Below are 22,820 nucleotides of genomic sequence, written 5' to 3'. Positions count from 1 at the left end.
CACCTCAGTCGCTAACCGCTCTGAATCGTGACAGCGAATGGCCTGCCCACTACGAAGTGACAATAGGCGTCGCGGATGGCGAGTTCACATGTCTCAGCAAAGATGAGAACGGTATGGTGCATAAGAGCGTCCGTACTCGCGTCGTTGTGCACCCTGCAGGTCCGCAAGGGGAAGGCGCATGAACAACATCGTTCGCGACAGTGATGTGGTCGAGCTAAACGGGCCGCCCGCGTTCACCTTTGGCGAAAAGGTGCGGGCCAGCCGCACCGTCCGCAATGACGGCACTTTTCGAGGCAAGGAGATCGGTGAAATTCTGGCGAGAAGGGGCGAGGTGGGTTATGTCATTTCGATCGGCACGTTCCTGCAGAAATTCTACATCTACGGTGTCGAATTTCTTGAAAGTGGCTACCGCGTCGGCATGAAGCGCAAAGAGCTCGATCCGGTCGGTTCGTGCGTCGAGAGCGATGATCTGCCCTTGCCGGACGAGGCTGTATCATGACGGAGGCGCGCGTTCCAAAATATCGATCGGGCCAGTGCGTGAGAATCGCAGTCGATCTCGTCAATGACGGGTCAGTTGCGACCGCGCCGCCTGATGGGATCCTGGTCGGCGCTGGTCGTATCGGCCAGATCGTTCGGGTCATGATGCATACCGAAACAAGCGTGCCGATCTATCTTGTAAAGTTCAGGGGAGGGCTGGTCGTCGGTTGTCTTGAAGAAGAGATCACAGTCCATTGAGGGGAGGAGTCTCGCAATGAGAGCAATGAAAAAGGTGCCAATAGGGTTGATCCCACATCCGAACGAGCTCGATCGCAAGCGGATCGAACGTGCCTTAATCTCGCGCAAGCATTACCGGTATGTCTCGCCCCGTGTGACGGCGGTAAGGGCTGGCTATCTCATCGAGAGTCCCTGCTGCTCGCGCAATATCGATAAGGGCGGCGGTCAGATCAATGTTGCGTTGTTTCAGTACGATGCTGTGAGCGGAACCTGGAAGCTGTTTTTCAAGAATCATGCACGACGAAGCTGGGAATTTTACAGCATTTTCCACCGGCTGGCGTCGGCGATCGACGAGTTGAACACGGATCCCGAGCGGCTGTTCTGGCAGTGATGCTCATTTGGGAGCAGTCTTACAGGAGCCACAATGGCGCTCGCCAAAGAACAACTGAACGAAATCGAACGCCTGCTTGCGACACGTAACACTGATACTAGCGCGCTTGCCGAACTAAGGCGCCGCTTTCCGCAGCTCACCTGGGTTCAATGTGATGCATCAGATGTGACGGAGCAGCCGTTCCGGCGTCTTCCGCGGTTTGACCTGCATCTAGTCGATGGATCCAACCCCTGCACGCAGATCACGGCCGACCAGGCGCGAGCCACTGGATTGGTGCTGGCTAGAAGGCATCTTGGACGGTGATTGGCACTGGACCCGCAGAGGATCACCTCGATGTCGCGCATTCGGTGAATGCGACGCCTCTTTCACTCGGCTCTCGGAGCGCCGAAGCGCTATCGCGTTCGAAGCGAATTTCTAATCGGCAGACGACTGAGAACGCTCGAGTGGGCTTTCGCGGCCTATCTTGGCCGTCAGTATGCCGTTGCGGTTCCAAGCGACCTGGGCGTATCGGCCACCCCTGCACCAATGCAGGCGCCGAGCCCAACTCTTGGCGTGAGGTCCAGCAAGGGGCTCGAAACTGAGGGCGTCACACTCTAGCTCTTCAGACTTCGGCTTCCGGTCTCTAAACCTAACAACAACGGGAACGATATGAATTCGCAGATCATTATTCACGTCCGCTTCGCCCCAAATAGCAGGGTGATCCATATCAGCGAGCGTCCGGCGAGGCTTACGCCCGAGCAATGGTTCGATTTCCTCAAGGCCCGAGCCGGCTCTGCATATCGTCCACTGGGCCGTTGTCGCGGCGTTTTCCAGCTGACGCGCGCGGCAGTGGATGCCTTCAGGCAGGAAGCTGTAGCGCCTGCGGAGCGAAGAAATCAGTGAGACCCTGGCTCGCCGCGAGGTTGAGCCCTTCGCATTCTCCAGCCGATGCGATCGAGTGGGCGGCGCAGGGCGTTTAGTCTATCGCGGATCGAACACGACAGCGAGAAGCGGCCGCTTCCAATTGTTGTGATGCGAGCTTTCGGCAATGACTATTGGGGTTATCTCTTCGCATGATGGCGTGGAGCCTGGATTAAGAAGTCGAATGGTGGAGCAGATCAAAATGGACCAAAGGGGTGTGACGACAAGATCAAACACTGGAATTAGCGAGGACTGTGACGCTGAGGTTATAGGTAACTGATCTCGCCGGCGAGGCCAATGATCATGGTGCCAGCGTGTTGGCTGTCTGCGCAACCGGCAGGTGGAGCGCTATCATTTCGTGCGTGCGCCTTCAAACGAAAAGCGGTCGTCAGAGACGATGAGCTCGTACCCGATCGTTCATTTTCAGAGAGATTGCGAGCCAGAGGCATGATGCCTAGAAATAATTCGCGTTTCCTCAACTCTATAGCATCGTGTCGTTGCCTGCCACACCGAGCGTCCGCCCACTGATCCCGCTTCCGGCGCCATTGCCCTATGGACGATCGGGCAAGGCGATCGAAGCGCATGCCCTCTCGGATGTCGGCTTTGGCGGCGGCGGGTTGCCTCGGCTTTGCAACACAGGTCCGTTGGTGGTTGTCTATCTCGACGGTGTCTGGCACCGCCCGGCCACGACCGAAGGCATTGACGAAATCGTGCCACCTCAGGGAACGGCAAACGAGTCGATCGCCTTGTGAGTGTATTGAAACGTACCTAAAAACGCTCGGCTCGCGCTCGCGTTAGCCGGGAGCGGCTTATCCTGCTGGAACCGACGCCTCTGGAATTGTGGATCTTCGTCAGCAAAACAAAACGTCGCCTCGAGAATCCTTTGAGAATTCCGTGCGCCATGTAAGGCCTTGCATGTTGCTGATTTCATCGGGCTTTTAGTGGGATCGATGTTCCATCGCGGATCACGTGGAACGACCCACTTCGTTTATTGTGGCGCTGTCCACCCGAAGTCTATCTTTGATCAATGTCTTGCCCGCTGCGAGGCTGAATTTCGCGACCGGCGCGCCAACGAAAGAATAACCTGGTCGGACACTTTCTTTGGCACTGCGTCCGACATTGGCTCGTTCGAGCGAGATGCGGTTGTTTGAATCGTCATCACGCTCTATCCTTGGATCAAACCTAACCTTGCGGGATGTCGCGTCAGAACTTGTACGCGATGCCGCCGCTGACCAGCCATGGGTCCATATTGGCGTGTCCGAAGACTGGAATCGTGTTGTTTGCAAGTGCCGAATAACTCGGCCTCAGCCACAACTTCTTCACATCGAAGTTGAGGCCCCAATGAGGATCGAGCATGTAGTCGAAGCCAAATTGGACGGCCGGGGCAACTTGGTTGCTGATGCGCAGATCGGTCACGACCAAGCCAGCGAACGGCGTATTGGCGGCGGATTGGTTGAAGAATACGGTGTAATTGATGCCAGCACCGACATACGGCTTGAACGCGCCGAAATCGGTGAAGTGATATTGCAAAGTCAGCGTCGGCGGCAACAGCGAGGCTTTGCCGATATCAAGCCCGTTGAGCGTCCCGGTGCCGATGATATGATGCGTGGTCACGCCGAGAATAAGTTCGGCAGCGATGTTCCGCGTGAAGAAATAACTGATATCGAGTTCCGGTATGACTTGATCGCTGATCGCTGATCGAGAGCGCGGAGTGCGGGGAGGACAGGAGCGGGACGCCAGCGACATTGACCGAGGTCCCGCCGACATCCGGCACAACGCCCAGTACGCGCAAGCGGATCATCCATGGATTGCAAGCGTCGACGACCGGCGCTTTGGTATAGAGGGGCGCGTACGCCAGATCGGCAGCCTGTACGGTCATGGCGCCTGCACCGAGCGTCGCAGCTAGCACAATCGTCAGAAGTGTCCTTGTTCTCATCGAAATCTCCATTCCAAATCCATCGCGAGGAGTCGCGGGACATCTCTGACACAAGTTGGATGGCAAAGAGGTTGATGCCGATCAAATCGAGCAGCTCGTGGATCGATTGTTTCACGACGTTGAAGGATCGCCGTCGTCAAGCATTAGTCTCCTCTTCTAAACATCATTCGGCATGTCGTGCCTGAGTTTCGCTTCTTAGAAACCGCGTTTTGGCGTCATGCTCTGGCGTAAATCCATTTGCGGTATAGCGCCGTGATCCTGGTGTTCGATCTGTGCGCGCGAATGCCTAAAGGAGATCGTGTTCGCGAGGCGAAAAGCCGAATTGAAGCTCTGGTCTGTGAATACCGCTACTCACCTTCGAGCTTGCCCCGAACAGTAGCCTATGGGAGAGCCGCGTTCTTCTCTCCCACACGCACGCCAGCAAGTTCTGAAATCCTATCACATGGGCGGACAATGCGTGCTCGGTTCATCGCGTGAGCATCGCTGGGGATCATCTTGAGTGCTCCATCCAAGCAACGACAGTACTGGGGTCCAGGCTCAATTGAGCCAATATTCGACGAGACCGGCGAGATGAACAGCGGCCAGTAAATTCCGGGCGAGCTTGTCGTATCGGCTGGCGACGCGGCGGAAGTCTTTGAGCCTGCAAAAGCAGCGCTCGATGACATTTCGGCCTTTGTAGGTGCGTTTGTTGAAGCGATGGATGAGGACGCGGTTGGATTTGTTCAAGATGACTGGCTTGACGCCGCGACGAACAATCGCCGCGAGGGTTGTCGCCGTCATATCCTTTGTGAGCGAGGAGCGCGCTCATGGGCGGCGCGAGCGCCAGAACATCGGGCGCCGCGATATCGGCATCCTGGCCTCGGGTCAGATGCACGACGACCGGCCGGCAGAGCGGATTGCTCAGCTTATGGATTTTTGTCGTGCGGCCTCCGCGCGAGCGGTCGATTGCTCGATTGTGCCCCCCACTTTTTCGCCGAAGGCACACCAGTGAGCTTTAATCGAGGTCGAGTCGAGCGACAGCACGACGCAGTCTTCGCTGGGCGTGGCCCTTCGAAGATGCGCACCAGAGGTCTCCTGGCATCATTCCAGGACAGGACAACTGATAAAGAAGGTGCCGCCGGTCTGGCGTCTGACGACCGTACTATCCGACACTGGTCTGTCACCTTTGTCGGCTTCGCGACACCGGCCTATTTCGCCGGGCTCTTGTCCGGCCTCAGGCTAATCCGCTGAAAAGCAATCACAATGTTGTTGTCCTGCTGGGTCGGCCAATTTGGCACGAGTTTTGATACTCTTTCGTTGCGAGCCGGGAGCCGCCGACCGAGCTTCATTTCGTCGATGACCCCGATCTATGGAACGAAGAAAGAAAAGCAAAATGTCAAATCTGCATCATTCTATAGGAAGGGGCCTCGGCGAAACAGCCCCTAGCAAACAGGCTCGCCGTCCTTGTCCATCCTTGCGCAGGAAATCTTGATGGCCGGCTGCGACTGAAAGGCCCACCACACTCGCCTTATCCTGAACTCGAAGGCGCAGGATAAAGTTCTGCATCTCGCCGCGGTATGCCGACAGTTACACGTTGGCCGATCTTCAAAATCGAGTCGGGCTACGCCGCGGAGGACGTCGTCTACATGCCGTCTTACTTCATTCGCCGCCCGCAGCCCCTGACGGTCACCTTCCGTCCTTCCATCGCTTAGAGAGTGAAGTGCTACCATGTCCGAACAACCCTTGCCGACGCTGCCGATGTCGCGCGTCGATCACATCGAGCCCTCGCCCGAGATGTTGGCGCTACGCGCCAACGGTCCGATCCACCGCGTAAGCTTCCCATCCGGGCACCAAGGCTGGTGGGTGACAGGCTACGACGAGGCCAGAGCGGTGCTGTCTGACGCGGCGTTCCGGCCCGCGGGAATGCCGCCGGCGGCATTCACCCCGGATTCGGTGATTCTCGGTTCGCCGGGGTGGCTGGTCTCGCACGACGGGGGCGAGCATGCCCGGTTACGCACGATCGTGGCGCCGGCCTTCAACGACCGCAGGGTGAAGCTGCTCGCGCAGCAGCTTGAGGCGATCGCCGCGCAGTTGTTCGAGACGCTGGCGGCCCAGCCCCAGCCCGCCGACCTGCGGCGCCACCTCTCCTTTCCGCTTCCAGCCATGGTCATCAGCGCGCTGATGGGCGTGCTCTACGAGGATCACGCCTTGTTCGCCGGGCGGTCCGATGAGGTGATGACGCACCAGCATGAAAGCGGCCCGCGCAGCGCGTCGCGCCTGGCCTGGGAAGAACTGCGCGCCTACATTCGCGGCAAGATGCGGAACAAGCGCCAGGATCCGGGCGACAACCTGCTGACGGATCTGCTCGCGGCCGTCGACCAGGGCAAAGCGACGGAGGAAGAGGCGATCCGCCTTGCTGCGAGCATGCTGGTGGCGGGGCACGAGAGCACCGCCGCGCAGATCGAATACGGCCTGCTGGCCATGTTCCGCCATCCGCAACAGCGCGAATGCCTGGTCGGCGATCCATCCCTGGTAGACAAGGCGGTGGAGGAAATCCTGCGCATGTACCCGCCGGGCGCGGGCTGGGACGCATCATGAGATCATCACTGGCGGGTTCGAGGAGTTGCCGGTGCTCTGGTGATGAGGGACGCCGCCGGGAAACGCGATCTTCTCCGCAATTTGCCGGCGCGCCTGGCGCGCGCCGGTCAGATCAGCCAGCCGAAAGGTAACCAAGATGGACGTGCAAAAAACCAAGGCAGCATGCCGGGACGCCTTCGCCGAACTGGCGTCGCCAGCGTGCATCCATGACCCCTATCCGTTCATGCGGTGGTTGCGCGAGCACGATCCGGTGCATCGCGCGGTGTCGGGCCGCTTTCTGTTGAGCCGCCACGCCGACATCTACTGGGCGCTCATGGCCACGGGCGATGCCTTTCGGGGACCGGCGCCGGACGAACTGGCGCGCTATTTCCCGCGTGCGGCGACCAGCCTGTCGCTCAATCTGCTGGCGTCTACGCTAGCGATGAAGGACCCACCGACGCATACGCGTCTGCGCCGGCTGATCTCACGCGATTTCACCATCCGTCAGATCGACAACCTGCGGCCGAGCATCGCGCGCATCGTCGCAGCGCGCCTGGACGGCATGGCGCCCGCGCTCGAGCGCGGTGAGGCGGTGGACCTGCATCGGGAATTCGCGCTGGCCTTGCCCATGCTGGTCTTCGCCGAACTGTTCGGCATGCCCCACGACGACATGTTTGGGCTTGCCGGCGGCATCGGAGCCATTCTGGAAGGGCTGAGCCCGCACGCCAGCGATCCCCAGCTCGCCGCTGCGGACGCGGCCAGCGCCAGGGCGCAGGCCTACTTCGGAGACCTCATAGAGCGCAAGCGCGCCGATCCCCGCCACGACATCGTGTCGATGCTGGTCGGCGCACACGACGACGATGCCGACACGCTGTCGGATGCGGAGTTGATCAGCATGCTGTGGGGCATGATACTGGGCGGCTTCGCCACCACTGCGGCGACCATCGACCATGCGGTCCTGGCGATGCTGGCGTATCCCGAACAGCGGCACTGGCTGCAGGGAGACGCTGTGGGGGTGAAGGCATTCGTCGAAGAAGTCCTGCGCTGCGACGCGCCCGTCATGTTCAGCGCCACTGCGCGTATCGCCCAGCGCGACATCGAACTGGGCGGCGTGGTGATCCCGAAAAATGCGGATGTGCGCGTGCTGATCGCGGCCGGCAATCGCGACCCGGACGCCTTCGCCGATCCCGACCGCTTCGATCCATCGCGGTTCTACGGCACCAGTCCTGGCATGTCGACCGACGGGAAGATCATGCTTAGCTTCGGCCACGGCATCCACTTCTGTCCCGGTGCGCAACTGGCTCGGGTGCAGTTGGCCGAGAGCCTGCCGCGGATCCAGGCGCGCTTCCCCTTGCTGGCATTGGCCGAGCAGCCGACCCGGGAGCCCTCCGCGTTCCTTAGGACGTTCCGCGCGCTGCCGGTGCGGCTGCATGCGAAAGGGGAGGGCTGAGATGCGCGTCGTGGTCGACCAGGATCTGTGCGGAACTACCGGTCAGTGCGTGCTGACGCTGCCGGGCACCTTTCGCCAGCGCGAACCGGACGGCGTGGCCGAAGTGTGCGGGGCGACGGTCCCGCTGGCACTGCACGCCGCCGTGCGGCTCGCCGCCAACCAGTGCCCCGTCGCCGCTATTCGAGTCATCGAAAGCGACGCTGGCGATGACGAGCGCGCCAGCGCCGATCCTGCTCCTTCTCCGGCGGAGGCCGAGCGGCATGCCGCGAAAGACCAACGCAATCCAGGAGGACACGATGGGACGGTTTGAAGGCAAGGTGGCCGTGGTGACCGGCGCCGGCGCCGGCATCGGCAAGGCATGCGCCCTCGCCATCTCGCGCGAGGGCGGCAGAGTGGTGGTGGCCGACATTGATGGCTCGGCGGCCATCGCCTGCACCGCGCAGATCGCGGCAGAAGCGGGCCACGCGCTGGCCCTGGCCATGGACATCGCCGATGCGCAGGCGGTGGCAGCGCTGTTCGAGACGGCGCAGCGGCACTTCGGTGGGGTCGACCTGCTCGTGAACAACGCAAGCGCCATGCATCTGACCCCGCGCGACCGCGCGATCCTCGACCTGGACCTGGCCGTCTGGGATCAGACCATGGCGACCAATCTGCGCGGCACGCTGCTCTGCTGCCGGCAGGTCATCCCACGGATGATCGCTCGCGGCGGTGGCGCGATCGTCAACATGTCGTCGTGCCAGGGGCTCAGCGGTGACACCGCACAGACGTCCTACGCCGCGTCGAAGGCGGCGATGAACATGCTGTCGGCCTCGCTCGCCACCCAGTACGGTCATGCGCAGATCCGCTGCAACGCGGTTGCGCCAGGTCTCGTCCTGACCGAGCGTCTCCTAGCCAAGTTGGACGAGCGCATGCAACGGTATCTGCGCCGGCACCAGCTCCTGCCGCGCGTCGGCCGCCCCGAGGACGTGGCCGCGCTGGTGGCGTTCCTGCTCTCCGACGATGCTGCGTTCATCACCGGCCAGGTCGTGTGCATCGATGGCGGCATGCTGGCGCATGTGCCGACCTACGCCGATGGTGGCAACAGCCGCGCCGCGCGGCCTGGCGGCGACACCGCCGAAGCGGCCGCGGCGCCGCGCTGCTGATGGACATGCTGCTCAACCCGCTGCACCGTCGGCACCGGCTGCGGTCCGACATCCCGGTCGTGCCCGGCGCTTTCCCCCTGGTCGGGCATCTTCCCGCCATCGTCTGCGACCTGCCGCGCCTGCTGCGGCGCGCGGAACGGACGCTGGGCAGCCACTTCTGGCTGGATTTCGGCCCTGCTGGACACCTGATGACCTGCGTGGATCTGGATGCGTTCGCACTGCTCCGGCACAAGGACGTGTCCTCGGCGCTGATCGAAGAGATCGCGCCCGAATTGTTTGGCGGAACGTTGGTTGTTCAGGACGGCGGCGCGCACCGGCGGGCGCGCGATGCGATCAAGGCGCCGTTCCTGCCCACGGGGCTGACCCAGGCCGGCATCGGCGACCTGTTCGCGCTCGTCATCCGGGAGCGGGTGCAGGCGTGGCGCGACCGCGGTGACGTAACCATCCTGCGCGAAACCGGCGACCTGATGCTCAAGCTCATCTTTAGCCTCATGGGAATCCCCCCGCAGGACCTGCCGGGATGGCATCGCAAGTACCGGCAACTGCTCCAGTTGATCGTCGCGCCCCCGGTCGACCTGCCCGGACTGCCCTTGCGGCGCGGCCGCGCCGCCCGCGACTGGATCGACGCGCAGTTGCGCCAGTTCGTCCGCGACGCGCGCGCGCATGCCGCACGCACTGGATTGATCAACGACATGGTAAGCGCCTTCGATCGCGGCGACGATGCGCTCTCCGATGACGTCCTGGTCGCCAATATCCGCTTGCTGCTGCTTGGCGGTCACGACACCACTGCCTCGACGATGGCCTGGATGGTGATCGAGCTGGCGCGGCAGCCTTTTCTGTGGGACGCCCTGGTCGAGGAGGCGCAACGCGTCGGCGGGGTGCCGACCCGGCACGCGGACCTGGCGCAGTGTCCGGTCGCCGAGGCATTGTTCCGCGAGACGCTGCGCTTGCATCCGGCGACCACGGTCCTGCCGCGTCGCGCGCTGCAGGAATTGCAACTCGGCCAACGGCGCATTCCCGCGGGCACCCATCTGTGCATCCCGCTGCTGCATTTCTCGACCTCGCCGCTGCTGCACGAGGCGCCTGATCAGTTCCGCCTGGCGCGGTGGCTGCAACGCACGGAGCCGATTCGGCCGGTTGACATGCTGCAGTTCGGTACCGGCCCACACGTCTGCATCGGCTACCACTTGGTATGGCTGGAATTGGTGCAGTTCGGCATCGCCTTGGCGCTGACCATGCACAAGGCCGGGATGCGGCCGCGTTTGTTGAGCGGCGTCGAAAAAGGCCGGCGCTATTATCCGACCGCACACCCGTCCATGACAATCCGCATCGGATTCTCATGAGCTGGCATCGCATGCCCCGTGTGGCGTGGCAGCGGCGCCGGCGACGCGCGGCATTGCTGCACTCGGCGCGCGCGCTCGGGGCGATGCGGGTAACAAGCGGCGGCTCGGCGCTCGCAATGGCCGTGTCAGGTAGAAGGACATTAACAACATGCAGACCGGTTCCACGCTACCCGACGATCGAACTGGCGTTTGCGCGCTCGGCGGATTGGGCGCGCAGGCGCGCGGCGCATCCGGCAGGCTACTGCCGGCGATCTGGATGCAGGACGGCGCAAAGCGGGTCGAGCAGGCGCTGGCGCGTCTTCTCTGCGCCGAAGTCGACGGTGAGACCGAGCTGATCGCGGCGATGCGCTACGCCACCTTGCATGGTGGGAAGCGCACCCGCGCCTTGCTCTGTCTGGCTGCCGGCGCACTGGCCGACACGCCGGCGCACATGCTCGACGACGTCGGCGCCGCCATCGAGATGATGCACGCCTGTACCCTGGTCCATGACGACCTGCCCGCGATGGACGACGACGTGCTTCGCCGCGGCCTTCCGACCGTGCACGTCAAGTTCGGCGAAGCCACTGCGATCCTGGTCGGCGATGCGCTGCAGGCGCACGCGTTCCTGACCCTCGCGAGCATGGATGCGCCGGGCGACAACCGCATCGCGCTCGTGCGCGAACTGGCGCAGGCGGTGTCCGCCGAGGGTGCCGCGGGCGGGCAGGCCATCGATCTATCGCTGGTCGGAAAGCACGTCGAGCTGGACAAGATCGTGGCGATGCACCGGATGAAGAGCGGAGCGCTAGTGCGCGCGTCCGTTCGCATGGGCGCGCTATGCGCCATGGCGGAGGATGCCGCGCACGGTGCGCTGTACCGTGCGCTCGATCGCTACGCCGCCTGTTTCGGCCTGGCGTTGCAGGTGGTCGACGACATTCTCGACGCTACAGCGGATACCGCGACGCTGGGCAAGACCCCCGGCAAGGACGCGGCGGCGCAGAAGCCGACCTGCGCGTCGATCATGGGGCTGCAGGCAGCGCGCCAGTTCGCGCTGGATTTGTTGCGCGACGCCGGGGAGGCCATCGCCCCGCTGGGGCCGCGTGCGGAACTGTTGGCGCAGATGCTGCAGCGGGCCAACGCGTATCTGTTCAAGCACGCGCCATCCGCATGAGCGCGCCCGTCCGCATGGAGTCGCCCGTGTGCCGCTGCGATCGGCCGGCGGCAGCGGTGCATGCTGCACTGTGTCCGCGTCCGCGGCGCCGATCGCAGCGGTTGCCCAGCACGGCCGCGGCGCACGCGGCGCGCTGCGCGCAAGCCTATGCGGTGGCGCCAGCATCGGGGCGCGTCATCGCGCCGGAGCAGGGCGGCCGTCCGGCGCTGCCCATGCGCCGGGCCGCGACGGGACTGCGGCGACGTGCGCGGCGTCCGCCCGATCCTGGTTCTCGTCAATCGTCTGCAGAAGGAACATCCCGCGTGAACGCGCTGTCCGAACAGATCCTTTCCGAATTGCGCCACCTGCTCAGCGAGATGAGCGACGGCGGCAGCGTCGGTCCATCCGTATACGACACGGCGCGAGCTCTGCAGTTTTACGGCAACGTCACCGGTCGGCAGGACGCATACGCGTGGCTCATCGCGCAGCAACAGGCCGATGGCGGATGGGGAAGCGCGGACTTCCCGCTGTTCCGCCATGCGCCCACGTGGGCGGCGTTGCTGGCATTGCAGCGTGGCGATCCTCTTCCCGGCGCTGCCGACGCAGTCCAGGCTGCAACCCGGTTCCTCGAGCGCCAGCCCGATCCCTACGCGCATGCGGTGCCGGAAGACGCGCCGATCGGCGCGGAGCTGATCCTGCCCCAATTGCGCGGCGAGGCCGCATCCGTGCTGGGCGGCGTGGCGTTTCCGCGCCACCCGGCGCTGTTGCCGTTGCGGCAAGCGTGCCTGGTCAAGCTGGGGGCGGGGGCGACATTGCCGAGCGGCCATCCGTTGCTGCACTCCTGGGAAGCCTGGGGGACGGCGCCGACCACCGCATGTCCGGATGACGACGGCAGCATCGGCATCAGTCCGGCGGCCACCGCCGCCTGGCGTGGGCACGCCGTGACACAGAGGAGCACGCCGCAGGTCGGGCGCGCCGACGAGTATCTGCAGGCGGCATCGCGGGCAACGCGCAGCGGCATCGAAGGTGTCGTTCCCAACGTCTGGCCGATCAATGTGTTCGAGCCATGCTGGTCGCTGTACACCCTGCATCTGGCGGGGCTGTTCGCGCATCCCGCGCTCGCCGAGGCGGTGCGCGTGATCGTCGCGCAGCTCGACGCCCGCCTGGGCGTGCGCGGTCTGGGCCCGGCCTTGCACTTCGCGGCCGATGCGGACGACACCGCCGTTGCGTTGTGCGTCCTGCGCCTTGCAGGCCGCGACCCGACGGTCGATGCGTTGCGCCATTTCGAAATCGGCGAGCTGTTCGTCACCTTCCCCGGCGAGCGCAATGCCTCGGTGTCGACCAACATCCATGCCCTGCATGCGTTGCGACTGTTGGGAAAGCCCGCCGCCGGCACCAGCGCCTTTGTCGAGGCCAATCGCAACCCGCACGGTCTATGGGACAACGAAAAATGGCACGTTTCGTGGCTGTATCCGACCGCGCATGCGCTCGCTGCGCTGGCGCAAGGCAAGCCCCAGTGGCGCGACGAGCGCGCGCTGGCGGCGCTGCTGCAGGCGCAGCGCGACGACGGCGGCTGGGGCGCCGGTCGTGCATCCACATTCGAGGAAACCGCCTATGCGCTGTTCGCGTTGTACGTGATGGACGGGAGCGAAGAGCCGACGGGGCGCCGGCGCATCGCGCAGGCGGTGGCGCGCGCGCTGGAGTGGATGCTCGCCCGCCATGCGGCGCATGCATTGCCGCAGACGCCGCTGTGGATCGGCAAGGAACTGTATTGCCCCACACGGGTCGTGCGCGTAGCCGAACTTGCCGGGTTGTGGCTGGCGCTTCGTTGGGGGCGGGGCGTCCTGGCCGAGGGAGCAGGAGCGGCGCCATGATCCAGACCGAACGCGCGCTGCAACAGGTGCTGGGATGGGGGCGTTCCCTGACCGGGTTCGCCGACGAGCATGCCGCGGAAGCGGTCAGGGGCGGCCAGTACATTCTGCAGCGCATCCACCCGAGCCTGCGCGACACCAGCGCCCGCACCGGCCGCGATCCGCAGGACGAAACGCTGATCGTGGCGTTCTATCGCGAACTGGCGCTGCTGTTCTGGCTCGACGATTGCAACGACCTTGGCCTGATCGCGCCGGAGCAGCTCGCAGCTGTGGAGCAGGCGCTGGGGCAGGGCATGCCGTGCGCACTCCCCGGATTCGAGGGCTGCGCTGTGCTGCGCGCTTCGCTGGCCGCTCTCGCCTACGATCGTCGCGACTATGATCAGCTTCTCGACGATACCCGCTGCTACTGCGCGGCGCTGCGCGCCGGACACGCGCAGGCGGCAGGGGCGGAACGCTGGTCCTACGCCGAGTACCTGCACAACGGCATCGATTCGATCGCCTACACGAACGTGTGCTGTTGCCTGTCGTTGCTGTGGGGGCTGGACATGGCGACCTTGCGCACGCGTCCGGCGTTTCGCCAGGTCCTGCGGCTCATCTCCGCGATAGGTCGCCTGCAGAACGATCTGCATGGGCGCGACAAGGACAGGACGGCCGGCGAGGCCGACAACGCGGCGATCCTGCTGCTGCAGCGCTATCCGGCTATGCCTGTGGTCGAGTTCCTCAACGACGAGCTGGTCGGCCATACGCGCATGCTGCACCGGGTAATGGCGGAAGAGCTCTTTCCCGCGCCGTGGGGACCGTTGATCGAGGCGATGGCGGCCATCCGCGCGCAGTACTACCAGACTTCGACCAGCCGCTACCGCAGCGACGCTGCGGGCGGAGGCCAGCGTGCGCCGGCCTGAACGCGCGGGAGGCGGCGGCGTGCGCGCGCTGCCGTCGGTCCGATCCGACGCAACGCTTCGCCCGTGCGACGGATGGAGCGCGCATGAGCGACACCTGCCTGAGCCGGCGCAAGGACGACCATCTGGACATCGTGCTGGATCGGCGAACGGCGCCGGCCACGGTCACCGCCTGCTGGGAGTACATCCGTTTCGAACACTGCGCATTGCCCGAGTTGGACCTGACGCAGATCGACCTGCGCGCCTCGCTGCTCGGCAAGACCATGCGCGCGCCGCTGCTGATCAGCTCCATGACCGGCGGCATGCCACGCGCCGAGGCCATCAACCGGCATCTGAGCGAAGCAGCGCAAGCCTTGGGAATCGCCATGTGCGTCGGTTCGCAGCGCGTGAGTCTGCAATCCCGAAACTCCCAGGTACTGACGCGCGCGCTGCGCCGCCTGGCCCCAGACATTCCCTTGCTCGGCAATATCGGCGCGGCGCAACTGCGCGAGGCCGACGGCCTGGACCTGGCGCGCCGGGCGGTGGATGCGCTGGAGGCCGATGGACTCATCGTCCATCTCAATCCGCTGCAGGAAGCGGTACAGCCGGAGGGCGACCGCGACTGGCGCGGCGTCTTGGCGCAGATCGCTCGCGCCGCGCGTAGCGTGGGCGTGCCGATCGTGGCCAAGGAAGTGGGGTCGGGCCTGTCCGCTCGGTGGCCTGTGCGCTCGTCGAGGCGGGCGTGGCGGTGATCGATGTCGCCGGCGCCGGCGGCACCAGTTGGCCCGCGGTGGAGGGTGAGCGCGCCCGCGATGCCGCCGACCGCGCAGTGGCGATGGCGTTCGCCGATTGGGGGATTCCGACCCCGGCCAGCGTGCAGGCGGTACGTCGGGCGCTCCCAACGGTGAAGCTGATCGCGTCGGGCGGGATCCGCGACGGCGTCGACGTGGCCAAGGCCATCCGCCTGGGCGCGGACACGGCCGGGCAGGCGGCCGGCGTGCTGCGCGCGGCTACGGTATCCACTGAGGCGGTTGTCGCGCATTTCGAGATCGTCATCCGCCAGTTGGCCGTCGCCTGCTTCTGCACCGGCTCGGCTGATCTGGCGGCGTTGCGTCAGGCGCGCTTTTGTCCTCGGCGCATCTGCCCGCCGGTTGATGCCGGCGTCGATTTCAGAGCCGCGCGTGGATTTCGTCCTTTTCGACAACGAATACTCCCAATCCGAATCAATCGCTGTCGACGGAAACCAGACCTGCATTGTCGCTCTGCTCACCTCGCCATGATGACCGGCTTGCAAAGCGATCGGCAATTGCCGTTCCACATCTGAGCGAACCGTATGGCAGCAACTGCCTTACGATTGATGGCGATCCTTGTTTGCTATCTGACATTAGGAAAAATCCTGTCGGATCCAAAACACCTGATGTCGTCCAAACACACATCGAGTTCTTAAACGAAAGCAGATGCTTGAAGCGAACGACGAGCGCTGGCACGGCGATTGCAGACCAGGATCGAGCAACACTGACGAGGGCTGAGTGCACGCAGACGCGCAAGACGAGCGATGCTCTCCTTCCCCCGTGTCCCTCGCTTCTGAGAGGGAAATAAGCTCGCCCGCACAACAGCGCGCAACTTTGGCAAATGGTTTATGGAGAGCAACATGTCGTCGCTGAGACAAATCGCATTCTACGGCAAGGGAGGCATCGGAAAGTCGACCACCTCCCAGAACACCTTGGCAGCGCTGGCCGAAATGGGTCACAAGATCCTAATTGTGGGCTGCGATCCTAAGGCGGACTCGACCCGCCTGATCCTGCACGCGAAGGCGCAGGACACAATCCTAAGCCTCGCAGCAAGCGCCGGCAGTGTGGAAGACCTCGAACTCGAGGATGTGATGAAAATCGGCTACAGGGACATCCGCTGCGTGGAGTCGGGTGGGCCTGAGCCGGGTGTCGGCTGCGCTGGACGTGGCGTCATCACATCGATCAATTTCCTGGAGGAGAATGGCGCCTATGAGAACATCGACTACGTCTCCTACGACGTGCTCGGGGACGTCGTCTGCGGCGGCTTTGCCATGCCAATCCGCGAGAACAAGGCGCAGGAGATTTATATCGTGATGTCCGGTGAGATGATGGCGATGTATGCCGCCAATAACATCTCCAAAGGCATCCTGAAGTATGCCCTCTCTGGTGGCGTGCGGCTCGGCGGTCTTGTCTGCAACGAGCGGCAGACCGACAAGGAGTTGGAACTAGCTGAGGCGCTGGCCAAGAAACTCGGAACCCAGCTAATCTATTTTGTGCCGCGCGACAACGTCGTGCAGCACGCAGAGTTACGCCGCATGACCGTGCTGGAGTATGCACCAGACTCCAAGCAGGCCGACCACTATCGCAATCTGGCGACCAAAATCCACGGCAATGGCGGCAAAGGCATCGTCCCGACCCCAATTTCCATGGATGAGCTCGAGGATATGCTAATGGAGCACGGCATTCTAACGGCGGCTGACGAGTCCATCATCGGAAAGCCCGCCGCCGAACGCGCGGCCTCGTAAGGGGCGCGAGTCGCGGCCTTGCAAGGGGCCGCGACGGATGCCGGTCTCCCTGCTCCCCCTTCCCAGGGAGGCCGGTATTTGCATCAGAGACTCGTGATCAGGACAAGAAGCGGGGGTATCTGATCCTCGTAAAACCCGCAAAGCCATGTTCCAAACGAAAATCTTTCCCTTTATGGCTGACAGTTCCACAGATGCGACCAGTCAAGCGCACCATGCAACCAACACGTATCGCTTGCTCACCGGGATGTATCCGGCAGAGGCCGATACCAGCAGTGACAGCAATTTCGATCGCCATGCGCTAGCGTCGATTCTGGCGGCTGCCACGATGGATGGTGGTTCAGTTCCCGAGAAAGCCGGCGTGTCCGGCCATGAGCTATCAGTACTGCTCGAGCAATACTTCCCTGCGATTGAAATCAAAGCCGAGAAACAGCTCTTGAATGTCAAGTGCAATGAGGATGAGGAGGTCGCTATGGTTAGTGATCTCTTGCTCCGCCAACGGTCGACAGAAGGGAACGTTGGCCGTTGGCTGGCTGCCATGATTGCACGTCGCGCCATAGAGGCAAATCACCTTTGGGAAGATCTCGGATTGCGCGATCGCGGGGAACTCTCGCGGTTGCTTACTCGTCATTTCGCTCCGCTCGCCGCGCGCAACATCAACAATATGCGATGGAAGCGTTTCTTCTATCGGATGCTGTGCGAGGACGATGGCCTCGTGATGTGCACGACACCCGTGTGCGCGCAATGTAATGATTTCAACGTCTGCTTTGGCACTGAAAGCGGCGAGAGCCGGGTGGCCGGGCACCCTCGCGACTTTCTACGACAGGCATCTGGTGAGGTCCTCGACGACCGGCCTATCTGATTGGAACTTGGATTGTCCGTTGGATATGCCTCGAATCGACGCTGCGCAGTTCTGGCAGGCTTCGAAGAAGCAGGGATTCGATGACCTTGGAGTCTCCTCCTAGGCGGCCTCTGTCTCGTAACAACGTGTTTAGGATCTCGCTCAAGGCGAGGCAGGGAGAGTTTTCGATGAGTGACAAACCAGTGAGATCCGGCATCCTGGACCGGCTCAACAAGGCGTCCTCCGCCGAGGATTTTTTTTGCCCTGCTTGGCGTCGATTACGATCCCAAGGTCGTCAATGTCGCGCGCCTGCATATTTTAAGGCGCATGGGCCAACACCTCGGCAAGGAACAGTTCGCCGGTGCTGCGGAGGCGGAAGTCACAGCTCGATGCAAGTCGATGTTGGAACGAGCCTATGCCGATTTCGCGGCATCCTCGCCGATTGACCAACGCGTGTTCAAAGTCTTGCAGGATGCGATCGCAGAGCCCAAGAAGCCGGCGGCGTTCGTGCCATTGAGTGAATTGAAGTAACCTCGCGCATTCCCCAGTATCGCGTTGCCCTATTGTCGCAGCCGGTTGCGCCGGTTTTAATCGTCATCCAGAGCGCCTTTGCAGCAACAGGCAAAGCGCAGTGTCGCATACCAGACGATGTCCGGAATTGTCGTATCTAACATGCTGATGGTCGCTATCAAGTTCTCTCAAGTCATTGCCCTGCCACTTAATTCTTGATGGCACCCTAGCTGGTACGGCATTTGCTGTTGTCGTGGCATCAGCGTCATTGACGCCGAATACATCCGTGTCCGGAGATAAGGTTTGAGAGTAAGCCAATGACGTTGCCTATGTTGTACAGCTCTCTTGCCGCCATCATTTGGGTGTCGCTCGCAGGAATGCCGCTCGAAATGGACTTGGATGCCGTTGAGGTCGATATTGGCCGAGTGATGCCGGTTAATGACTAGCTTGCGCGTCCAAGCGACACCTAGAGAGGGCATGCAGTCTACCGTCTGCGCTGTCCCGATCCGCGCCCACGCAACGACAAGCTGCAGCTTGCGTCAGCGTGGCCGACTATCAACATTGACCCATGCAAGCGGCTCGCGCTGGAGGCCGCGCACGAACTGCATAACGGACTCAAGATCATCATGCCCACGGCTGTCGAGCCCTACCGCGGCACGCGGACGATGGTCATGCGCCCCTTTGTACCGTCGGTCCGCAGTGCGAAGGCGGGGGCAGAGAGAGCCCGCCGAGCAACGGGCCAGGTGCTGATCCGACCCATCTTCGACAGGCAACTCACGCTCCTGGAGAGCGATCTTGCGCCGAAAGCGCGCGGGTTTTTAGGGGAGTTCAAACGTATGACCAAGGTTTCGAAAGCTGTGGCGCCGGCCACGTCCAGCCGGGCTGCAGCCAAAAGAGAATTGCCGGAACACTTTAAGGCCTACAAGCACGTCTGGGTCTTCGTCGAGCAGGAACGCGGTCAGGTGCATCCCGTTTCCTGGGAGCTTATGGGTGCGGGCCGCAGACTTGCTGACAAGCTGAAGGTCGATCTTGCAGCCGTGGTAATTGGCCCGGAAGGTGAGGCCACACGTGACGCCGCTCTTGAATCCTTCTGCTACGGCGCCGATCTGACCTATCTCGTGACCGACAATGTGCTGTTGGAGTATCGCAACGAAGCCTACACCAAAGCGCTAAGCGAACTGGTCAACAAATACAAGCCTGAGATATTGCTGTTGGGGGCGACTACCCTTGGTCGCGATCTCGCCGGCTCGGTAGCGACGACGCTGTTGACGGGTCTCACTGCCGACTGCACGGCTCTTGACGTTGACGCGGATGGTTCGCTTGCGGCTACGCGTCCGACTTTCGGCGGCTCGCTGCTCTGCACAATCTACACGTTGAACTACCGGCCGCAGATGGCAACCGTTCGGCCGCGCGTGATGCCAATGCCCGATCGTGTCGTTCGCGACGCCGCTCGCATCATTATCCATCCTCTTAACCTTGTTGAAGACGATATCGTCACGAAGGTGCTCTCGTTCATCCCCGACCGCGATTCCGAAATATCCAATCTGGCCTACGCCGATATCGTGGTTGCCGGCGGCTTGGGGCTGGGATCGCAGGAGAACTTTCATTTGGTGCGCCAACTGGCGGTGCTGCTGGGCGCAGAGTACGGCTGCTCGCGTCCGCTGGTACAGAGGGGGTGGGTTACGTCCGACCGGCAGATCGGGCAGACAGGAAAAACCATCCGGCCAAAGCTCTATATCGCGGCCGGCATTTCCGGCGCGATCCAACATCGGGTCGGTGTGGAGGGCGCCGATCTGATCGTCGCCATCAACACCGACAAGAACGCGCCGATCTTCGATTTCGCCCATATCGCCATAGTTAAGGATGCGATGCAGCTGTTACCGGCGCTGACGGCTGCATTTCGAGCGCGGCTTTTGCCGCTTTCGCGTGCCCAGATTGCTAGCTAGAGAGGTGATCATGATAGATGAGAGGTTCGATGCAATCGTGGTCGGCGCCGGCATGGCGGGCAACGCGGCGGCGCTGACCATGGCAAGGAATGGTATGAAGGTGCTGCAGCTCGAGCGCGGTGAGTATGCAGGTTCGAAGAACGTCCAGGGCGCAATTCTCTATGCGGACATGATGGAAAAGCTAATCCCGGAATTTCGCGAGGAAGCGCCGCTTGAGCGTCATTTGGTCGAGCAACGCTTCTGGATGATGGACGACAAATCCCACGTCGGCATGCATTACCGTTCTGACGAATTCAACGAAGAGCGGCCGAACCGCTACACCATCATCCGCGCACAGTTCGACAAATGGTTTTCATCAAAAGTACGGGAGGCCGGCGCGATCGTCCTGTACGAGACCACAGTCACGGAACTTGCACGTGACGACCACGGATGGGTCATTGGTGTCCGTACAGATCGCCGAGACGGCGAGATACACGCCGACGTCGTGGTGCTGGCCGAAGGCGTTAACGGCCTGCTCGGCACGCGGGCGGGCCTACGTGAACGACCAACAGCGGACAAGGTTGCGCTCGCGGTAAAGGAAATGCATTTTTTGCCTCGCGAGACGATTGAGGCTCGTTTCAATCTCCAGGGCGACGAGGGGGTTGTGATTGAGGCGGCGGGTACGATTTCCCGCGGCATGACGGGTATGGGCTTCATCTATGCCAACAAGGAATGCATTTCGCTCGGTATCGGTTGTCTTGTCGCTGACTTCCAGCGCACCGGCGAAACGCCCTACGGGTTGCTCGATCAGTTCAAGAGACATCCATCTGTGGCGCCCCTGATCGTTGGCTCCGAGGTCAAAGAATACTCCGCGCATCTCATTCCTGAAGGCGGCTACAAGGCAATCCCGCAGCTCTATGGCGAAGGCTGGCTCGTGGTGGGCGACGCGGCGCAGCTCAACAATGCCATTCATCGCGAGGGATCCAACCTCGCTATGACATCAGGTCGCATCGCGGCCGAAGCAATCGTCCAGCTCAAGTCGCGGCGCGAGCGCATGACGGCGAGAAATCTGTCGCTCTACAAGAAGATGTTGGACGATTCGTTTGTCATGAAAGACCTCAAAAAGTACAAGGATCTACCGACGCTGATGCACACAAATTCGCAAAGCTTTTTTCTCACCTATCCACAACTCGTCTCGAAGGCGATGCAGAACGTTCTACGCGTCGATGGTACGCCAAAGATTGAGAAAGAGAAGGCGACGGTCAAATCCTTCGTCAAGGCACGGTCATGGACAGGTCTGATCGGCGATGCATTCCGTCTTGCTCGCGCCTGGCGCTGACGAAGCAGAAATCGAAGCCGAACAAAGGAGGCCTAAAGGATGAAGGTCGAGTCTTCAGTGCGCGTCGAGGACAAGCTATACTCCAACCGCTACCTGGTTGACGTCGGTCGTCCGCACGTCAAGGTCCGCGCGCACGAGACCCCCTCACGACAGCTAAAGGCGCTTTTGAAAGCGTGCCCTGCGCGCTGCTACGAACTCAACGACAAGGGACAGGTTGAGATAACTGTCGACGGCTGCATCGAGTGTGGCACTTGCCGGGTGATCGCCGAACCTGGCGGCGACATCGAATGGAACTATCCGCGAGGCGGATATGGGGTGTTATTCAAGTTTGGATGAAATCGAACGAGGTACCGCGGTGTGATCGCTCTTTGGAGATGCGATCATTTCCGCGGGGCCTGTCCGCCGGCCCCAACTTGCGTGGAGAGTCAAAATCCGAGCGGGTTCTAATGGAACGTGAGGGTGAACATTTCCTTAACTGGGCTTGCGATATCCAACCCTCGTTCCGGCTCAGTGAAGAACTAGTGTGGATCACCAGCGCTTGTTCAAGCCGCCTCGATGCCACCGCGGCCAGCTGCACGATCGCAGCAAAACGCACCGCGATCTGGATCGCGTCGGAACCAACGCTCGCCTCCCGCAGCGCCTTTCAATGAGCATCTAGGCAAGTGCCGCAGCCATCTAGGGAGACCGCAAGCGACCACAGCTCGAATTCGAACTTGTCCAGGCCGGGATTGCCATTTTCCCGGGAAGCTCTTCTCAGTCAGTGTTTCGAACGATGGCAGCTTACATCCAATTCCAATCATATTGTATTCTCCTAAGGTCGCTCAGCGCAGATGGCAACACCGTGAACGAAGCAAGCTGTATGCCATTCGTTTTTAAGTACGGTTTGTCGGATATGTAACAGCCGACGCTTGGCTGCAGCCATTCGCGGAAGATAGCAACTCGCTATCGCCCTTCGGGACGCTCCGCTCGATATCAAGTCACCCAAATCAACGGCTCTCATAACGCCGGCTCATGTCATCTATGTGCGTGTTGCCATCCTTTCGGCTCGACCGGTGGTGAAAAGTTCGGTCAGCGCGTTGCGAGCAGCAGGTGGGCTTCAGTGAAACTTGCCGACAAGCGGATACCGCAACACAGAAGCGCATCGAAGCGAAGAAGACCGGATGGTCAACGGTGAGGAAGACCGTCAAGAGGGTCGGCGACAGCCGCTGGTGGAGAAAGCGATCGCCAAGCGCAGCTGAAAAGAATGTAGGGCATAGGGAGCAAGTGAGAGAGCGATCGCCGAGGTGCGCCGTCGCTTCGGCTATCGGCGCCTGCATGTTCTGCTCAAGCGGGAGGGCTATCTGGTCAACCACAAGAAGCTGTTCC

18 protein-coding genes and 8 pseudogenes are annotated in these 22,820 nt (G+C 62.1%); 23 read left to right on the top strand and 3 right to left on the bottom strand.

The genetic code is table 11. From position 1 onward, the window contains the following. Positions 1-178: 178 nt before the first annotated feature. The 5 genes from AC629_RS08355 (at position 179) to AC629_RS08335 (ending at position 1,987) form a co-directional block, all read left to right on the top strand. The gene (locus tag AC629_RS08355) at positions 179-499 is read left to right on the top strand and encodes a nitrogen fixation protein NifZ (RefSeq protein WP_074117080.1); all 321 of its coding nucleotides are present in this window, start codon (positions 179-181) and stop codon (positions 497-499) included. Then, on the top strand, positions 496-735 hold the full coding sequence (locus tag AC629_RS08350) for a nitrogen fixation protein NifZ (RefSeq protein WP_074117079.1): 240 nt from the start codon (positions 496-498) through the stop codon (positions 733-735). The genes AC629_RS08355 and AC629_RS08350 overlap by 4 nt, the downstream gene beginning before the upstream one ends. Before the next feature lie 16 nt (positions 736-751). Then, positions 752-1,105: a DUF3024 domain-containing protein gene (locus AC629_RS08345; RefSeq protein WP_074117078.1), complete on the top strand. Its 354-nt coding sequence runs from the start codon at positions 752-754 to the stop codon at positions 1,103-1,105. Positions 1,106-1,138: 33 nt separating this feature from the next. Next, a complete protein-coding gene (locus AC629_RS08340; protein WP_074117077.1) occupies positions 1,139-1,408 on the top strand; it encodes a DUF6129 family protein in 270 nt (89 codons plus the stop codon). A gap of 345 nt (positions 1,409-1,753) precedes the next feature. Beyond that, positions 1,754-1,987 (top strand): hypothetical protein, encoded by a 234-nt coding sequence (locus tag AC629_RS08335; RefSeq protein ID WP_074117076.1) that lies wholly within the window; start codon positions 1,754-1,756, stop codon positions 1,985-1,987. A gap of 1,221 nt (positions 1,988-3,208) precedes the next feature. Here AC629_RS08335 and AC629_RS08325 read toward each other — a convergent pair. Both AC629_RS08325 and AC629_RS08320 read right to left on the bottom strand, forming a co-directional pair. Then, positions 3,209-3,953: pseudogene (locus AC629_RS08325) on the bottom strand (OmpW/AlkL family protein). A gap of 525 nt (positions 3,954-4,478) precedes the next feature. Continuing rightward, positions 4,479-4,988: pseudogene (locus AC629_RS08320) on the bottom strand (IS5 family transposase); the annotation flags it as partial. 405 nt (positions 4,989-5,393) lie between these two features. On the opposite strand from AC629_RS08320, the pseudogene nifH (AC629_RS50465) reads away from it, so the two are divergent. The 17 genes and pseudogenes from nifH (AC629_RS50465) to AC629_RS08245 all read left to right on the top strand — a co-directional run. After that, positions 5,394-5,495: pseudogene (gene nifH, locus AC629_RS50465) on the top strand (nitrogenase reductase); the annotation flags it as partial. 153 nt (positions 5,496-5,648) lie between these two features. Next, positions 5,649-6,509 (top strand): annotated as a pseudogene (locus AC629_RS08315) (cytochrome P450); the annotation flags it as partial. 145 nt (positions 6,510-6,654) lie between these two features. After that, a complete protein-coding gene (locus AC629_RS08310) occupies positions 6,655-7,947 on the top strand; it encodes a cytochrome P450 (RefSeq protein WP_074117075.1) in 1,293 nt (430 codons plus the stop codon). Position 7,948: 1 nt separating this feature from the next. Then, positions 7,949-8,257: a ferredoxin gene (locus AC629_RS08305; protein ID WP_074117074.1), complete on the top strand. Its 309-nt coding sequence runs from the start codon at positions 7,949-7,951 to the stop codon at positions 8,255-8,257. Continuing rightward, positions 8,244-9,089, top strand: a complete 846-nt coding sequence (locus AC629_RS08300) for an SDR family oxidoreductase (RefSeq protein WP_074117073.1) — start codon at positions 8,244-8,246, stop codon at positions 9,087-9,089. Before AC629_RS08305 ends, AC629_RS08300 begins: the two co-directional genes overlap by 14 nt. Next, positions 9,089-10,432 (top strand): cytochrome P450, encoded by a 1,344-nt coding sequence (locus tag AC629_RS08295; protein ID WP_074117072.1) that lies wholly within the window; start codon positions 9,089-9,091, stop codon positions 10,430-10,432. The genes AC629_RS08300 and AC629_RS08295 overlap by 1 nt, the downstream gene beginning before the upstream one ends. Before the next feature lie 148 nt (positions 10,433-10,580). Continuing rightward, positions 10,581-11,579 carry a polyprenyl synthetase family protein gene (locus AC629_RS08290; RefSeq protein ID WP_084804209.1) on the top strand — a complete coding sequence of 333 codons (999 nt, stop codon included), beginning with the start codon at positions 10,581-10,583 and terminating at the stop codon, positions 11,577-11,579. Positions 11,580-11,881: 302 nt separating this feature from the next. After that, entirely contained in the window at positions 11,882-13,432 is a 1,551-nt protein-coding gene (locus tag AC629_RS08285; protein WP_074117093.1) for a hypothetical protein, read from the top strand. Then, the gene (locus AC629_RS08280; RefSeq protein WP_084804208.1) at positions 13,429-14,331 is read left to right on the top strand and encodes a terpene synthase family protein; all 903 of its coding nucleotides are present in this window, start codon (positions 13,429-13,431) and stop codon (positions 14,329-14,331) included. The genes AC629_RS08285 and AC629_RS08280 overlap by 4 nt, the downstream gene beginning before the upstream one ends. 28 nt (positions 14,332-14,359) lie before the next feature. Further along, positions 14,360-15,462: pseudogene (gene fni, locus AC629_RS08275) on the top strand (type 2 isopentenyl-diphosphate Delta-isomerase). A 496-nt stretch (positions 15,463-15,958) separates the two neighbouring features. Further along, positions 15,959-16,843 (top strand): nitrogenase iron protein, encoded by an 885-nt coding sequence (gene nifH / locus AC629_RS08270; RefSeq protein WP_074117092.1) that lies wholly within the window; start codon positions 15,959-15,961, stop codon positions 16,841-16,843. A gap of 145 nt (positions 16,844-16,988) precedes the next feature. Then, positions 16,989-17,702, top strand: coding sequence for a nitrogen fixation protein NifQ (locus AC629_RS08265; protein WP_245330246.1), 714 nt, complete (start codon positions 16,989-16,991; stop codon positions 17,700-17,702). Positions 17,703-17,869: 167 nt separating this feature from the next. After that, positions 17,870-18,212, top strand: a pseudogene (gene nifW / locus AC629_RS08260) (nitrogenase stabilizing/protective protein NifW). 296 nt (positions 18,213-18,508) lie between these two features. Next, positions 18,509-18,637, top strand: coding sequence for a hypothetical protein (locus AC629_RS49775; protein ID WP_283808381.1), 129 nt, complete (start codon positions 18,509-18,511; stop codon positions 18,635-18,637). A gap of 390 nt (positions 18,638-19,027) precedes the next feature. Then, positions 19,028-20,137 carry an electron transfer flavoprotein subunit alpha/FixB family protein gene (locus tag AC629_RS08255; protein ID WP_074117090.1) on the top strand — a complete coding sequence of 370 codons (1,110 nt, stop codon included), beginning with the start codon at positions 19,028-19,030 and terminating at the stop codon, positions 20,135-20,137. 10 nt (positions 20,138-20,147) lie between these two features. Then, a complete protein-coding gene (locus tag AC629_RS08250; protein ID WP_074117089.1) occupies positions 20,148-21,455 on the top strand; it encodes an FAD-dependent oxidoreductase in 1,308 nt (435 codons plus the stop codon). A gap of 39 nt (positions 21,456-21,494) precedes the next feature. Further along, on the top strand, positions 21,495-21,791 hold the full coding sequence (locus AC629_RS08245; RefSeq protein WP_074117069.1) for a ferredoxin family protein: 297 nt from the start codon (positions 21,495-21,497) through the stop codon (positions 21,789-21,791). 220 nt (positions 21,792-22,011) lie between these two features. On the opposite strand, the pseudogene AC629_RS48420 reads toward AC629_RS08245, so the two are convergent. Then, positions 22,012-22,185 (bottom strand): annotated as a pseudogene (locus AC629_RS48420) (carboxymuconolactone decarboxylase family protein); the annotation flags it as partial. Positions 22,186-22,723: 538 nt separating this feature from the next. Between AC629_RS48420 and AC629_RS08240 the strand changes: the two are divergent. Continuing rightward, positions 22,724-22,820, top strand: a pseudogene (locus tag AC629_RS08240) (IS3 family transposase); the annotation flags it as partial.

It is taken from the genome of Bradyrhizobium sp. NAS80.1 (genome assembly GCF_001908205.1).
In the GTDB taxonomy this organism is placed as follows: Bacteria; Pseudomonadota; Alphaproteobacteria; order Rhizobiales; family Xanthobacteraceae; genus Bradyrhizobium.
This window is presented reverse-complemented; position numbering and strand designations above follow the sequence as displayed.